The sequence below is a fragment of the Streptomyces sp. NPDC059567 genome (assembly GCF_042735655.1).
In the GTDB taxonomy this organism is placed as follows: Bacteria; Actinomycetota; Actinomycetes; order Streptomycetales; family Streptomycetaceae; genus Streptomyces.
In genome coordinates this window covers 1-14191 of the sequence record NZ_JBHWBS010000110.1, presented here as the reverse complement: position 1 = coordinate 14191, position 14191 = coordinate 1, and the positions used below count along the sequence as shown (strand labels likewise).

Sequence of the window (14191 nt, the reverse complement as noted above, 5' to 3'; positions counted from 1 at the left end):
CCCCTGACGGCCCCCGTCCCTCACCGCGCGGGTGTGCTCGCCCGGGGCGGCGTTGGGGCCGGAGCCGGCCCCGCCCCGCACCCTGCTCACCCTCGCCGACCCCGTCGAACACCAGCTGCTCGCCGCCGACTTCGACGGCCGGCGGTGGGCCGCGTTCGCGGTCCTGGAGGGGCGGACCCTGGACAGCCCATGGAGCCTGTACGTCTGGGACGCCACGACCGGCACGTCCCGGCGGCTCGCCCGGGCGGACCGCCCGGGCCCGCTGCCCCAGCCCGTCGTCCGCGACGGCACCGTCCACTGGGCGCAGGGGGTCGGCGACGGCAAGGCCACCGTGTACGCGGCGGCGGCCGCGGGCGGCGCCCCGCGCGCCCTGCGCACGGGGGTGATGGACGCCCCCTTCGCCGCCGGCGACCTGCTGGTGTGGCGCGAGTCGGTGGGCTCCGGGACACGGCTTGCCGCCGTCTCCCGCACCGGGGCGCGGACCGCCGCGCTGCCCGACGCCCTGGCCGCGCTGCGCGACGTCCGGTCCGTGGTCTCCGACGGCAGGACCTGGGCCTGGGTGGAGGGCGAGGCCGAGCCCCGGCTGATGGTGTGGCGGACGGGAGACGCGCGGCCGACCGCGGTCGTGACGACGTCCCCGGCCGTCGACGGCATGGACCAGCTGCGGATCAGCGGCCGCCTGGTCACCTGGCGCACCCCGGAGACCTCCTACGCGCTCGACCTCGACTCCGGCTCGTACGCGCGGATCACTCCGGCCTACGGGTACGCGCAGGCCAGGGGCGGCGCGCTGGCCGTGGCGTACAGCGTCGGCAACGCCAAGACGTCCGGCTCCCGGCCGGTGATCCAGGTGGTGGACGCGACCCGGCTGCCCGGCCTGCCGCGCTGTGGCTGATCGCCGCCACCAAGGTTTGAGTGGTTCGCTGTCGCGCCAGAGATGGGACATGTCCACACAGGTGTCCGAAGAGGTGCGGGAGGCTCTCGACGAGGGCCGTCCCGTCGTCGCGCTCGAGTCCACGATCATCGCCCACGGTCTGCCGCGTCCGCGCAATCTGGCCGTGGCGCGGGAGCTGGAGGCGCTGGTGCGGGACGGCGGCGCCGTGCCCGCCACGATCGCCGTGATCGACGGCACGGCCCATGTCGGCCTCGATCAGGACGGGTTGACCCGCATCGCGGAGGATCCGTCCGTACGGAAGCTGGGCCACCGCGATCTGGCGCCCGCGCTCGCGACCGGGGCGACGGGCGCGACGACGGTCTCGGCGACGGCGTGGCTGGCCGACTCCGTCGGCATACGGGTCTTCGCCACCGGCGGGCTCGGCGGGGTGCACCGCGAGTGGAGCGAGACCCAGGACGAGTCGGCCGACCTGCGGCTGCTGTCCAGGGTCGGGGTGACGGTGGTGTGTGCGGGGGTCAAGTCGATCCTCGACGTCCCGGCGACGCTGCAGCGGCTGGAGACGCTGGGCGTGACGGTGGTGGGGTACGGGACGGAGCACTTCCCAGGGTTCTACCTTGCCTCGTCCGGAGAGCCCGTCGCCTGGACCCTGAAGACACCCGAGGCGGTGGCGGGCGTGATACGGGCCCAGGACGACCTGGGCGAGCCGTACGCGGCGCTGATCGTCGCCAACCCGGTGCCCGTGGCGGACCAGTTGGATCCGGAGCTGCACGACCGGGTCCTCGCGCAGGGCCTCGCGGCGGCGAAGGAGAAGGGGATCACGGGGCAGGCCGTGACCCCGTTCCTGCTGGAGTATCTGACCGTGCACACCGAAGGCGCCTCTCTGGAGGCGAACCTCGCGGCGGTGCGGGGCAATGTGCGGCTCGCGGCGCGGATCGCAGCGGCGTATGCCGAAGGCGGCGCGTGAGCGGCCTGCTGGTCGTCGGCGATGTGGTCACCGATGTCGTGGCCCGGCACGGCACCCCGCTGGCGCCCGCGACCGACACGGCGGCCGCCATCCGCACGCTGCCGGGCGGAGCCGGGGCCAACGCGGCCTGCTGGGCGGCGCGTTCGGGCTGGAGCGATGTGCGGCTGCTCGGCCGCGTCGGGACCGAGGCGGCCGACTGGCACGAGAGGGCGCTGCGCCGGGCCGGTGTGCGGCCGTTGCTGGTCGCGGACGCGGACGCCGCCACGGCGACGGTGATCGCGCTGGTCGACGCGAGCACGGAGCGCACGTTCCTGACCGACAGCGGGGCGGCTCTGCGTCTCTCCCCCGCCGACTGGACCGACGCCCTCCTCGACGGCGTGGCCCATCTGCACCTGTCCGGGTACCTCTTCTTCGCCGCCCCCAGTCGCGCGACCGCGCTGTGCGCCCTGCGAGCGGCGCGGGAGGCTGGGGTTCCGGTGAGTGTCGACCCGGCCTCCACGGGGTTTCTGGAGCGGCTCGGCGTGGATCGGTTCCTGACCGCCGCCCAGGGCGCGGGGGTGCTGTTCCCGAACGCCGACGAGGCCCGCCTGCTGACCGGCTGCGCCGAACCGGCACAGGCGGCCGAAGTGTTGAGCCGTACGTTCCCGCTGGTCGTGGTCACTCTGGGCGCGGCGGGCGCGCTGGTCGCGGAGGCCGGCTCGGTGACGGGCCGGGTGACGGCGCCGGCGGTGCGGGCGGTGGACTCGACGGGGGCGGGTGACGCCTTCACGGGGGCGTTCCTGGCGGCCCGGCTCGCGGGCGCGGACCCGACGGCGGCGGCCGCGGCGGGGTGCCGGGCGGGCGCGGAGGCGGTGACGGTCGTGGGCGGCCGCCCCGCGGCGAGCGCACCAGGCCACGTCCGGAGTCCCTAGTCGCCGAGTCCCTGGCCCTTGAGCCCCGTCCAGGCCGGGTGGCGCGGGTCGTCGGCGCGGACGACGACGTCCGCGGTGTCGGAGGGGCCGACCTCGTTCTCGTACCGCGCGAAGGCGGGCAGGGTCCAGGACTCCTCGGTGCGGCGGGCGAGGGCGCCCGGCGAGAGCCGCAGATGGACGGTGAGGTCGAAGGGGAACCAGTGCCCGAGCAGGAACGGGCCGTGCACCACGAGCACGCCCCCGGGCGGAAGTTCCACATAGGGGCTGCGGGTGGCCCGGTCGCGTACGGGGTCCCAGAGGTCGGGCAACACGCGCCCGCTCCCTCCCGCCTCCAGCGGCCCGAACACCTCGCGCCACAGCGCCCCGGTGTCGTACCAGCCGCTGTAGTACGAGTCGGGGTCCTGCTTCCCGTACTCGAAGCGGAGCGAGGCGGGCCGCAGGAACCCTTCGGTGCCGACGACGAGCACGGAGCGGCCGAGCAGCCGGAGCGCCTCGGCGATCCGCTCGGCGGTCTCCCCGGTCGGCGCCGCGGGCGGACCGTCGACGGCGATCTTGAGCCGCTCTCCGCCGTCCCCGGGCTCCAGCCCCTCGACGTGCCCGGCCAGGGTATCGGACAGCCGCTCCCAGGTGATCGCTTCGACTCGCACGGGCGTGACCTTGCTCTGGGCGTCAGGGTTCGGGCGACGATTCTACGAACACCCCCTAGGGGAGGCGGAGCGCGCAGTCCGGGGCGTCCGCCGCTATCGAGAGCGGCGCGTCCTGGGGCAGCAGGCAGGTCATGTGGAGCACGACGGGCTCGGAGCCGAAGTTGTGCCCGATGTGCCGGTTCCTGAGGCCCGCGGGTTCGACGAACGCGTCCCCCGCGGAGGCCGTCTCGACCGAGCAGTCGTGCAGGATGCGGGTCAGCGTTCCGGACTGGACGACGGCGATGATCTGGCCGGGGTGGTGGTGCCAGCCGGTGGAGTCGCCCGGGGCGAGCGTGACGGTACGGAAGACGACGTCCGTACGGCCTTTGGGTGGCCGGATCCGGAGCGTGCCGCTGGAAGTGCCCTTGGCCACCAGGATCTGAGCGGGGTGCGTGCCCCGGTCGGTGCAGATGTCGATCCCCATGGAGCAGCCCTCCCACTTCCCCACGCGACCTCTCGGTTCAAGGCCGCCAAACAGCCATACGCTACTCGTAAGGGGGATGACCCGGACGGGGATTGACGATCAGTCCACCGGCAGCGGTGCGAGCCGGTCGAGCGGCACACCGGCGAGGCGATCGTCCCCCTCCACCTCGACCCGACCGTCGCGTACCGCCTGGCCGAGAGTCGACTCCCCGCTCGCCAGTGCCCGGCAGGTCGCGGAGTCCGTCCGCAGCCGTACGTCGGCGGCCTCGGCCGGCGGCCCGTCCCCGTACTCCGACGGCTGCCCGTCACCCCCGACGCGTAGATGGAACTCGCCCTCGTCCAGGACCACATGCACCACTCCCGCCACCGCGCCCTCCAGGGAGGACAGCAGCGGGATCGCGAACCAGTGGGCGCGTACGGCGTCGGTGGGTCGAGGCTCCTCCAGGGCGGGCGCACCCCACTCCGCCAGGGCCCGCAGCACCGGCAGCAGCTCACGGCCCCGCCGGGTGAGTTCGTACACGTACGCCGATGCGGGCGGCGGAAGGCGGCGGCGCGTGACGAGTTCTGCGCCCTCCATGTCCTTGAGGCGACCGGCCAGCATGTCCGTGCTGACACCGGGGAGGTCGGCATGCAGATCCGTGTAGCGGCGTGGCCCGGCGAGGAGTTCACGGACGATCAGCAGAGTCCAGCGGTCACCGACGGCGTCGAGGGCACGGGCGGCTGCGCAGTACTGGTCATAGCTTCGGCGGCGAGGCATACGACGCAGCATAGACAAGTTGTTGGACTTTCCAAGCTCGAACTTGGTAAAACCAAGTATCAATCCTTCTGGGGAGGTCGTCGCATGGAGTTCCGGCAGTCGAGCAAGCTGAGCGAGGTCTGCTACGAGATTCGCGGCCCGGTCATCGAGCACGCCAACGCCCTGGAGGAGGCGGGCCACAGCGTCCTGCGCCTCAACACCGGCAACCCAGCGCTCTTCGGCTTCGAGGCGCCGGAGGAGATCGTCCAGGACATGATCCGGATGCTCCCGAAGGCGCACGGCTACACCGACTCCCGGGGCATCCTCTCCGCCCGCCGCGCCGTCGCCCAGCGCTACCAGGCCATGGGTCTGCCGGACGTCGGCGTCGACGACGTCTTCCTGGGCAACGGCGTCTCCGAGCTGGTCTCCATGGCCGTCCAGGCGCTCCTGGAGGACGGCGACGAGGTCCTGATCCCCGCCCCCGACTTCCCCCTCTGGACGGCGGTGACCACCCTCGCGGGCGGCAAGGCCGTGCACTATCTGTGCGACGAGTCGGCCGACTGGTACCCGGACCTCGACGACATGGCCGCGAAGATCACCGACCGCACCCGTGCCGTCGTGATCATCAACCCCAACAACCCCACGGGTGCGGTGTATCCGCGCGAGATCGTCGAGGGCATCCTCGACCTCGCCCGCCGCCACGGACTGATGGTCTTCGCCGACGAGATCTACGACCAGATCGTCTACGACGAAGCGGTCCACTATCCCGCCGCCTCCCTCGCCCCCGACCTGGTCGTCCTCACCTTCGGGGGCCTCTCGAAGACGTACCGGGTGGCCGGCTTCCGCTCCGGCTGGCTGGTCGTCAGCGGCCCTCAGCAGCATGCCAAGAGCTATCTGGAGGGGCTGACCATGCTGGCCTCCATGCGGCTGTGTCCGAACGCCCCCGCCCAGTACGCCATCCAGGCAGCGCTCGGCGGCCGCCAGTCGATCCACGAACTCACCGCCCCGGGCGGCAGGCTCCACGAGCAGCGCGACAAGGCCTGGGAGAAGCTCAACGAGATCCCCGGCGTCTCCTGTGTGAAGCCGAAGGGCGCGCTCTACGCCTTCCCGCGCCTGGACCCGAAGGTGCACAAGATCCACGACGACGAGAAGTTCGTCCTCGACCTGCTGCTGCGCGAGAAGATCCAGGTCGTGCAGGGCACCGGCTTCAACTGGCCGCGGCCGGACCACTTCCGCATCCTGACGCTGCCGTACGCCGATGACCTCGACGCGGCGATCAGCCGCATCGGCCGCTTCCTGAGCGGCTACCGGCAGTAGGGCGACACGCGCCCTACGCTGGCTTGTGACGTGGGCCTCCGCGGACGGATGGGAGTTGGGGCCGTGGAGTTCGGGAAGTCGTCCGGCGGGCCCACGCCCTCACCCGAGCCGCCACGGGATCCGTCACCGAAGCCGGAACGACGGACCTGGGCGCCGCTGCTGGCGGTGTGCGCCGGGTACTTCATGGTGATCCTGGACGTGACGATCCTCAACGTCGCCGTGCCGGTGATCGGCCGGGAGCTGTCGGCCTCGCTCACCGGCATCCAGTGGATCACCGACGGCTACACCCTCGTCTTCGCCGGATTCCTGCTGACCGGTGGCGCGCTGGGCGACCGGCTCGGCAACCGCCGGGTCTTCTGCGCGGGCGTCGTCGTGTTCATCGTGTCCTCGGCCGCGTGCGCGGTCGCCCCCAGCACCCCCTTCCTGGTGACGGCCCGCCTGGTGGAGGGGCTCGGCGCGGCGCTGATCGTGCCCGGTTCCCTCGCCCTGCTCCAGCAGGCCTACCCGGCACCGGCCGCCCGGTCGCGGGCCTTCGGACAGTGGGGTTCGATGGCGGGCATCGCCGCCTCCGCCGGGCCTCTCCTGGGCGGACTGCTCGTCTCCACCGTGGGTTGGCGCTGGGTCTTCCTCATCAACCTGCCCGTCGGCGCGGCCTGTCTGATGCTGACCTTGCGGCACGTGGGACGCTCGCCGCGGCGATCCACCCGGGCCCTGGACTGGCCCGCGCAGTGCGCGGTCGTCGCGGGCGTGGCGCTGCTGACGGGGGCGCTGAACGAGGCCGGACGGCGGGGCTGGTCCGATCCGCTCGTTCTCGGCGGGCTGGGGCTGGCCGTGCTGGCCGCCGTCGCGTTCGTGGTGCGCGAGCGGCTGGCCCGGTCCCCCGCGCTCCCGCTGGACCTGCTGCGTTCCCGAGCGATGGGCGGCGGAGCCGTCATCGGCCTGCTCTTCAACTTCGGCTTCTACGGCATGGTGTTCACCGCCAGCCTGGAGTTCCAGCAGCACCGCGGCTTCAGCGCCCTCGAAACGGGTCTTGCGCTGTTCCCGGCCGTGGCGATGACCATGTTCGCGTCCGTGCTGTCCGGACGGCTGGCCCGCCGCACCGGCGACCGTCCGCTGGTGGTCTCCGGCATGCTCCTGGCCGCCCTGGGGCTGGCCGGCTGGGCCGCCGCGGGAGCCGACCCCGCCTACGCGCTGCTGGTGGCCCCGATGATGGCCGCGGGGTTCGGTACCTCCTTCGCCCTCACCGGCTCGACCGCCACCGTGATGGGTGCCGCGCCGGCTGCGTACTCGGGAACCGCGTCCGCCCTGTTCAACACCACCCGGCAGATCGGGAGCGCCACGGGGGTCGCGCTCGGCGGCAGCCTGCTCGCCACGGCCGCCGGCACCGGGCTGCGCGTCAGCATGGCCGTCGGCGCGCTCGCCTATCTGACGGCCGCCGTCCTCGCCTGGCGGTGCGTACCTGCCAAGACCCGCGGGGCGTAGGGGGTCGGCGCCGGGAAAAGGAGCGGGTCCGAGGGCGTAGCCTGCCCCCGGACCCTGTCGATGCCGCTCACATTCACACGCCGGCACGCTTGAGGGCTCGGGTCAGTCGTCATTGCGTCGCGTCCTGCCGTTGGACCACCGCCGATCGAGCTCGGCGGACCAGATTCGAACTGGCATTTCGACGCACCAGGGCCCGTGCCCGGTCGATCCGGCGATGAGCGGCGAATGCTGAGTCTGGAGCAATAGTCTGAGATTGATCGCGGTCTGCCTCTGCCTGCTTGGGCTATCCCGGCACGGAACGAGAGCGCCGGGAGGAGGACTCGAACCTCCACTGGAACCGCGGTTGTCACGACAAGGCTCAGTTTCAGCTTTGCGCTCCTCGCGCACCCCGGCCGTGCTCTGTGGCCGGGGAGTTCATGGGTGTCCCGCTACCCGAAGAGGTAGCCGAAGACGGCGTCCCCGACGCGCTCGTCGGTGACCTCGGCGCTGTTCGCCTCCTCACGGGCGAACTTCACCGCCTGCTGGAGCTTCTCCACCCGCTCCAGGAGCTCGTTCACCCGCCGGGCCGGCAGGGCGCCGGAGAACTTCACGGTGGTCCAGTACCCCACCGGCACGTCCTCGTAGTACACCTCGACCTGCGCCGGGTGCTTGTCCGTCGCCTCCGCCTTGACGTGGTTGCGCGGCACCTTCTTCGTCCGGACCGTGCGGACGACGTCGGTCTTCCAGGCGTCGGTCGACGGGTCCTGCGTCCACGACTCGGCCGCGTCCAGGACGGGCAGCTTGCGGACGAAGGTGTTGATGTCCGTCAGCTGCTTCTCCAGGAAGAGGAGGTACGCGACGGGCACCCGGCTGACCAGCACGCGCCCGTCGACGGTGATGTCGGCGCGCGCGTCGCAGTTGGCCCAGTCCTTGGTCGCGGTGACATCGAACAGTCGCGTCAACGCCCGCGCGGTGTCACGCAGCACGTCCTCGGCCTTCACCTGCACCAGCGTGGACTCGGGCGGAAGCTGCTCGCCCTCCTCGTCCTTCGGCTGGTACGTACGGGAGATGCCGGCGAGCAGTGCGGGCTTCTGCAGCCCGTGGTGCGCCGCGGTGAGGTCCTGATGCGCCCTGGACTTGACGCCCTTCTCCACTGCGATGATCTGATTGAGTTTCGTTGCCACGTGACGGACCCTAGCCGGGACCGGGGCGCCGAATCGAACGAATATTGACGCCACTTGAGCATGCCGAGGAGCAACCGGTCATGGAGACGGCGCTGATCGCCGTGGTGGGAACCCTGCTGGGTGTCGTCGCCACACACTGGTTCCAGGGCCGAGCCGCCGAACGCACGGCGGCGCTGGCCCGCGACGAGCAGCTGCGCCAGGAACGGATCGCGGCCTACAGCGCCTTCGCCGGCGCGGTCGTCGACTACCGGCGCAGCCAGAACGACCGCTGGTTCCGGGCCGCCCAGGACCCGGATTCGGAGGAGGCCGAGGAGTCGCGCTACGCCTCGTACCGTCAGCGCACCGCTACCCGCCAGGCCCTCTTCCGTGTCCAGCTGGTGTGCGACGACGCGGACACCCGCCAACTGGCCGAATCGGCCTTCGAGATGACCAACTGCATGCACGAGGCCACCGGCGAGGAGGACCGCGCGCACCGCTCCCACCGGGCGAAGGAGATCCTCGACGAGTTCATCGCCGCGGCCGCTCCCGGCGTCCGCTGAGGGGGCACCGTGGACCTGGTCGCACCCGTCGTCGTCGAACCGCTCAAGCGCCGCCGCTGCTCGGAGTGCCGGCAGGGGCCGCTGGAGCGGATGATCGTCGAGTTCAACGCGCCCGTCTGCCTGGACTGCGCCGACCTGGGCCATCTGGTGTTCCTGCGCCGCGGGGACACCGCGCTCACCCGGCGGGCGCGCGAGGGCAGTTCGCTCTGGGCGGTGGTCGTACGGCACAACCGGCGCCGAACGCGGTACGAGCGTCAGGGGCTGCTCGTCGAGGAGGCGGCGCTCGTCCGTGCGGAGGCTGCCTGTCTGGCGGACGCGGAGGCGCGGGCGCGGCGTCGGGCCCGTGACGCCGTGCGCCGCGCGGATCGGGACGCCGAGGTCACGGCGGCGCTGGAGGCCGAGATCCTGCGGCTCTTTCCCTGCTGCCCGGCCGATCGGGCCGCGGAGATCGCGGGCCACGCCGCGCAGAAGGGCAGCGGCCGGGTGGGACGTACGGCGGCCGGGCGGGCGCTGGACCGGGGTGCGGTCACAGCGGCCGTGCGGGCGGCCGTACGCCATGTCGACACCGAGTACGACGCGCTGCTCATGCGGGGCGTACCCCGCCACCAGGCCCGGATGAGGGTCGCACCGGCCATCGAGGCGGTGCTCCGGGCCTGGCGAGGTGTATGAGAGCCCGCGCGGGCCTCAGACCTGCGCGCCCATGCGGCGGGCGCGACGGTAGACCAGGGCGCCACCGATCAGGAGCGCCGCGCCGGCCGCGGCCGCGGAGCCGGCCAGCTCCGAACCCGTGCTGGCGAGCGCGACCGAGCTGGTCTGCGGGCCGGGCGCCGGGGCCTCCGGCTCGGTCTCGGTCTCGGTGTCGGTGACCGGGACGGGCAGCGGCTTGGGGGGCACGTTCCGCTCCGGCTCCTCGCCGGGCTCCTCGGGCTGGGAGGGGCCGTTGACCGCGGTGTTGCCGATGGCCGGGTTGCCGATGCCGACCACGTTGACCGAGTTGCCGGCGACGTTCACGGGCAGGTCGATCGGCAGCTGGAGTCCGTTGCCGGAGAGCACGCCGGGGGAACCCACGGCGTGGCCTTCGGCGATGGCTCCACCGCCGTTGGAGGAGTTACCCCCGCTGTGTCCGCCCGCGTGTCCGCCGTGGCTTCCCCCGCCGGCACGCGGGGAGGCGGGCATGTCCTTGTGCGTCCGACCGCCGCCGTCCGCGTCCGAGCCGTACCCGTCGGACCGGCTGATGTTCGCGCAGCGGTTGCCCGCGGCGGGGTTGAGCAGCCCGATGACATTGACGGTGTTCCCACAGACATTGACCGGGACGTGCACCGGCAGCTGAACCGCGTTGCCGGAGATCACACCCGGCGAACCGACCGCGGCGCCCTGCGCGCCGGAGTCGGCGTGGGCGGCGCCCGCCGAGAGCGCGAGCGCGCCACCCGTGACCATCAGTGTGGCCAGACCACTTCGGCGAATCTGCCTCATGGCTTCCTGCCTTCCGGAGGTTTAACGGGCATTCGCGCCCGTACCGCACTTAACGCGAACCTGACCCGGCTGGATCAGGCCGCTGGCGCGATTCACTCCATCGAGTGGGTGTGACCTCGAACGTATGGGGAACTACCGACTCCGCTCGGAGACGATTATCGTGCCGCGGCGAGGATCGGCGGCGAACGGAACGACCGGGGGCCGACTCCACCGGCCCTCGGATCAGTGGCCGAGCAGATCGGTGAGTGCGCCGACGGGGTCGGGGTCGGGAGTGCCGCGCGGCCACCAGTCCTCGCGGTCGGCGTCCGATTCGTACCCGTACCAGAGCATGTCGCGTCCGAAGCGGAGCTGGAGGGATCGCGTCGACAGCCGGTTGCGCCAGGGCCGGAAGGCGGGGAAGTCGGCGGCGAGCAGGGCGGGTCGGGCCCGGTCGAAGGGACCGGCGGGCGGGTCCCAGGGCTCTTCGAGGACGGCGAGCCCGGCGAGGCCGCCCTGGCGCCAGGCGGCGACCGCGCGAGCCAGGTCGCTGGGCGTGCGGTCGAGGGCGTACGCGAGGTCGCGGTACAGCGCGCGGGTGGAGGCGGTGAGCCCGGAGCCGGGGTGTGCGGCGGCCAGCCGCACGGCGTCCTGCCAGGCGGTGAGCGTGGCGACGGGATCGTGTCCGGTCACCAGGAAGACGTGGGCGCGGGCGGCCGCCTCCGTCGCGAGCAGGTCCAGGGCGAGAGGGTCCGGGGCGTCGGGGTCCGGGGGATAGGCCGGAGGGCGGCCGGGATGCGCGGGGGCGGGCAGCGGCGGGGGCAGCGGCGGCAGGGCGTGACCGGGGTCCTGGGCGAGGGCGGCACGGGCCGGGACCATGGCCATCGGCGGCGCGGACGCCTTCTGTTCGGCGGCGGAGCGGGCAGCGTTGCGCTGGGTGAGGGCGGCGAGGATCTCCTGCTCGCCTCGACCGCGCATGAGGAAGAGGACGAACGGGTCCTCGTCGAGGAGCCGTGCCGACTGGTAGCAGAGGGCGGCGGCGTGCTTGCAGGGGAAGCCGTCGTCCGGGCAGGAGCAGTCGGGGATCAGGTCCCCGGGCGCGGGCAGCAGTCCGGTGACGGCCTCGACGGCATGCGGGATGTCCTTGTCGAGGAGGGCGGCGATGTGGTCGGGCCGCGCCGCGACCTCGTCCAGGAAGCGCTCCCAGCCGTCGTCGCCGAGCGTGCGCAGCCGGATCTCGGTGCGGTACGGGCGGGGGCGGCTGCCGTGGACGTAGGCGACGGCCCGGCCGGGGGTGACCGTGATCGCGTCGACGTGACCGCGCTCGGCATAGGCCTTGCCGCGGGCCAGCCGGGCGGGGTCGAGGGCGGTGTCCTCCAGGGCGTCCACCCAGGCGTTGCCCCACCAGGTGGCGGCGAACCGGCCGTCCGGCGCCCCGAGCGGGGCGAGCGCCGGGAACGTCCGGCGGCGGTCGTCGTGGCGCGGGCCGGCGAACCGCGCGGCCGGGGGTCGGCGGGGGCTCATGACGGCCTCCTCAGCGAGACCAGGTCCGCCAGCTCGCGGTCGGTCAGTTCGGTCAGCGCGGCCTCTCCGGAGCCGAGGACGGCGTCGGCGAGGGCCCGCTTGGCGCGCAGCATCTCGGCGATGCGGTCCTCCACGGTGCCCTCGGCGATGAGCCGGTGGACCTGGACCGGCTGGGTCTGTCCGATGCGGTAGGCCCGGTCGGTGGCCTGCTCCTCGACCGCCGGGTTCCACCAGCGGTCGAAGTGGACGACGTGTCCGGCCCGGGTGAGGTTGAGCCCGGTGCCGGCCGCCTTCAGGGAGAGCAGGAAGACGGGCACGTCGCCGGACTGGAAGCGGTCCACCATCCGCTCGCGCTCGGCCACGGGCGTGCCCCCGTGCAGCAGTTGGGCCGGGATCGCGCGAGCGGCCAGATGGTCGGCGAGGAGCCGGGCCATGGTCACGTACTGGGTGAAGACGAGGACGGCGCCGTCCTCGGCGAGGATGGTGTCGAGGAGTTCGTCGAGCAGGGCGAGCTTGCCCGAGCGGCCGGCGAGCCGGGCCGTGCCACCACCCTTGGCCGTCTGCTCCTTGAGGTACTGGGCGGGGTGGTTGCAGATCTGCTTGAGCGAGGTGAGCAGCTTCATGACGAGCCCGCGGCGGGCGATGCCCTCGGCGCCCTCGATCTGCGCCATGGTCTCGCGGACCACCGCCTCGTAGAGCGAGGCCTGTTCGCGGGTGAGCGCCACGGGGTGGTCGGACTCGGTCTTGGGCGGCAGCTCGGGGACGATGCCGGGGTCGGACTTGCGGCGGCGCAGCAGGAAGGGCCTGACGAGGCGGGCGAGGCGCTCGACGGCCTCCTCGTTCTCGATCTCCTCGTTGTTCTCCACGGCGCGGGCGTGGCGGGAGCGGAAGGTCTTCAGGGGGCCGAGGAGGCCGGGGGTGGTCCAGTCGAGCAGGGCCCACAGCTCGGAGAGGTTGTTCTCCACGGGGGTGCCGGTGAGGGCGACCCTGGCCGGCGTCGGGATGGTGCGCAGCGCCTTGGCCGTCGCGGAGAAGGGGTTCTTGACGTGCTGGGCCTCGTCGGCGACGACCATCCCCCATTCCTGTCCGGCCAGTCGGGGCGCGCTGGTGCGCAGGGTGCCGTAGGTGGTGAGGACGAATCCGCCGGCGTCGGGGCCCGCGTCGAGTCCGTCCAGGGAGCGGTCGGCGCCGTGGAAGCGGCGGACGGGGACGCCGGGGGCGAATCGCCGGATCTCCCGCTGCCAGTTGCCGAGCAGGGAGGCGGGGCAGACGACCAGGGTGGGGGCCCGGCGGGCGCGGCGCAGATGGAGGGCGATGAGGGTGACGGTCTTGCCGAGGCCCATGTCGTCGGCGAGGCAGCCGCCGAGGCCGAGCGAGGTCATCAGGTCCAGCCAGGCGAGTCCGCGCAGTTGGTAGTCGCGCAGGGTGGCGTCCAGACCGGCGGGCGCGGTGATGTCCTCGGGTCCGGCGACGAGCCGGTCCCGCAGGGCGGCCAGGGCTCCTACAGGCACGGCACGGACGGTCTCGCCGTCCACCTCCGCCGTGCCGCTGAGGGCGACGGCGAGGGCGTCAACGGGCTCCAGCAGGCCCAGTTCCCGCTTGCGGGCCTTGCGGACGAGGTCGGGGTCGACGACCACCCACTGGTCGCGCAGCCGCACGATGGGGCGGTGGGACTCGGCGAGGGTGTCCATCTCCCGTTCGGTGAGCGGGTCTCCGTCGAGGGCGAGCCGCCAGTTGAAGCGGAGCAGTTCCTCGCTGTCGAAGAAGGTCGTGCCGTCGGTGGCGGAGCCGGGGGCGGAGAGCGCCGGCCGCACGACCGCGGAGGCGCTGAGCGATCGGGCCAGCTCGCGGGGCCAGTGGACGGCGACCCCGGCGTCGGCGAGTCGGGTCGCGGCGGGGCCGAGGAGCTCGTACAGCTCGTCCTCGGTCAGCGCGAGGACGTCGGGGACGTCCCGCTCCAGGAGCCTGCCGAGCGGCTGCCAGACGCGGGCGGCGCGGCGGAGCGCGAGGACGGCGTCGATCCTGGCGCGCGGCCCGAAGAGGTCGTCGCGGGGGGGCGGGGCGCTGGGGGGGGGGGGGGGCGCGGCGCCCCCCCCCCCCCCCCG

Annotated in this window: 14 protein-coding genes and 1 pseudogene; 7 read left to right on the top strand and 8 right to left on the bottom strand. The window is 73.1% G+C overall.

Going from position 1 to position 14191, the window contains the following annotated elements:
• The first annotated feature begins 52 nt into the window (after positions 1–52).
• From ACFVZW_RS32265 to ACFVZW_RS32255, 3 genes are read left to right on the top strand one after another with little or no spacing between them, the layout of a single operon-like run.
• Positions 53–892 (top strand): hypothetical protein, encoded by an 840-nt coding sequence (locus tag ACFVZW_RS32265; protein ID WP_384528908.1) that lies wholly within the window; start codon positions 53–55, stop codon positions 890–892.
• Between the two features lie 49 nt (positions 893–941).
• Positions 942–1856 carry a pseudouridine-5'-phosphate glycosidase gene (locus tag ACFVZW_RS32260; protein WP_384528905.1) on the top strand — a complete coding sequence of 305 codons (915 nt, stop codon included), beginning with the start codon at positions 942–944 and terminating at the stop codon, positions 1854–1856.
• The gene (locus ACFVZW_RS32255) at positions 1853–2767 is read left to right on the top strand and encodes a carbohydrate kinase family protein (protein ID WP_384528902.1); all 915 of its coding nucleotides are present in this window, start codon (positions 1853–1855) and stop codon (positions 2765–2767) included. Before ACFVZW_RS32260 ends, ACFVZW_RS32255 begins: the two co-directional genes overlap by 4 nt.
• Here the strand turns inward: ACFVZW_RS32255 and ACFVZW_RS32250 are convergent.
• From ACFVZW_RS32250 to ACFVZW_RS32240, 3 genes are all read right to left on the bottom strand, one after another.
• Complete coding sequence (locus tag ACFVZW_RS32250; protein ID WP_384528900.1) at positions 2764–3414, bottom strand: uridine kinase; 651 nt, start codon at positions 3412–3414, stop codon at positions 2764–2766. The two genes, ACFVZW_RS32255 and ACFVZW_RS32250, sit on opposite strands and share 4 nt — an antisense overlap.
• 55 nt (positions 3415–3469) lie before the next feature.
• Positions 3470–3877, bottom strand: a complete 408-nt coding sequence (locus tag ACFVZW_RS32245; RefSeq protein ID WP_384528897.1) for a cupin domain-containing protein — start codon at positions 3875–3877, stop codon at positions 3470–3472.
• A 99-nt stretch (positions 3878–3976) separates the two neighbouring features.
• Positions 3977–4633 carry a winged helix-turn-helix transcriptional regulator gene (locus ACFVZW_RS32240; protein ID WP_384528894.1) on the bottom strand — a complete coding sequence of 219 codons (657 nt, stop codon included), beginning with the start codon at positions 4631–4633 and terminating at the stop codon, positions 3977–3979.
• An 84-nt stretch (positions 4634–4717) separates the two neighbouring features.
• Between ACFVZW_RS32240 and ACFVZW_RS32235 the strand changes: the two genes are divergently transcribed.
• Together ACFVZW_RS32235 and ACFVZW_RS32230 are read left to right on the top strand one after the other, a co-directional pair.
• Entirely contained in the window at positions 4718–5929 is a 1212-nt protein-coding gene (locus tag ACFVZW_RS32235) for a pyridoxal phosphate-dependent aminotransferase (RefSeq protein WP_384528891.1), read from the top strand.
• Positions 5930–5992: 63 nt separating this feature from the next.
• Entirely contained in the window at positions 5993–7411 is a 1419-nt protein-coding gene (locus ACFVZW_RS32230) for an MFS transporter (RefSeq protein ID WP_384528888.1), read from the top strand.
• Between the two features lie 305 nt (positions 7412–7716).
• Here the strand turns inward: ACFVZW_RS32230 and ACFVZW_RS32225 are convergent.
• Together ACFVZW_RS32225 and ACFVZW_RS32220 are read right to left on the bottom strand one after the other, a co-directional pair.
• Positions 7717–7804, bottom strand: a pseudogene (locus ACFVZW_RS32225).
• Between the two features lie 35 nt (positions 7805–7839).
• Entirely contained in the window at positions 7840–8574 is a 735-nt protein-coding gene (locus ACFVZW_RS32220; protein WP_383561036.1) for a hypothetical protein, read from the bottom strand.
• A gap of 80 nt (positions 8575–8654) precedes the next feature.
• Between ACFVZW_RS32220 and ACFVZW_RS32215 the strand changes: the two genes are divergently transcribed.
• Complete coding sequence (locus ACFVZW_RS32215; protein WP_384528885.1) at positions 8655–9113, top strand: hypothetical protein; 459 nt, start codon at positions 8655–8657, stop codon at positions 9111–9113.
• Positions 9114–9122: 9 nt separating this feature from the next.
• The gene (locus ACFVZW_RS32210; protein ID WP_384528882.1) at positions 9123–9782 is read left to right on the top strand and encodes a DUF2293 domain-containing protein; all 660 of its coding nucleotides are present in this window, start codon (positions 9123–9125) and stop codon (positions 9780–9782) included.
• A 15-nt stretch (positions 9783–9797) separates the two neighbouring features.
• Here the strand turns inward: ACFVZW_RS32210 and ACFVZW_RS32205 are convergent, their stop codons facing one another.
• The 3 genes from ACFVZW_RS32205 to ACFVZW_RS32195 form a co-directional block, all read right to left on the bottom strand.
• Positions 9798–10586, bottom strand: coding sequence for a chaplin (locus ACFVZW_RS32205; protein ID WP_384528879.1), 789 nt, complete (start codon positions 10584–10586; stop codon positions 9798–9800).
• 222 nt (positions 10587–10808) lie between these two features.
• Positions 10809–12086, bottom strand: a complete 1278-nt coding sequence (locus tag ACFVZW_RS32200; protein WP_384528875.1) for an SWIM zinc finger family protein — start codon at positions 12084–12086, stop codon at positions 10809–10811.
• Positions 12083–14191: DEAD/DEAH box helicase (locus tag ACFVZW_RS32195; protein WP_384528872.1), on the bottom strand; the 2109-nt coding region annotated here is incomplete at its 5' end. The genes ACFVZW_RS32200 and ACFVZW_RS32195, both read right to left, overlap by 4 nt.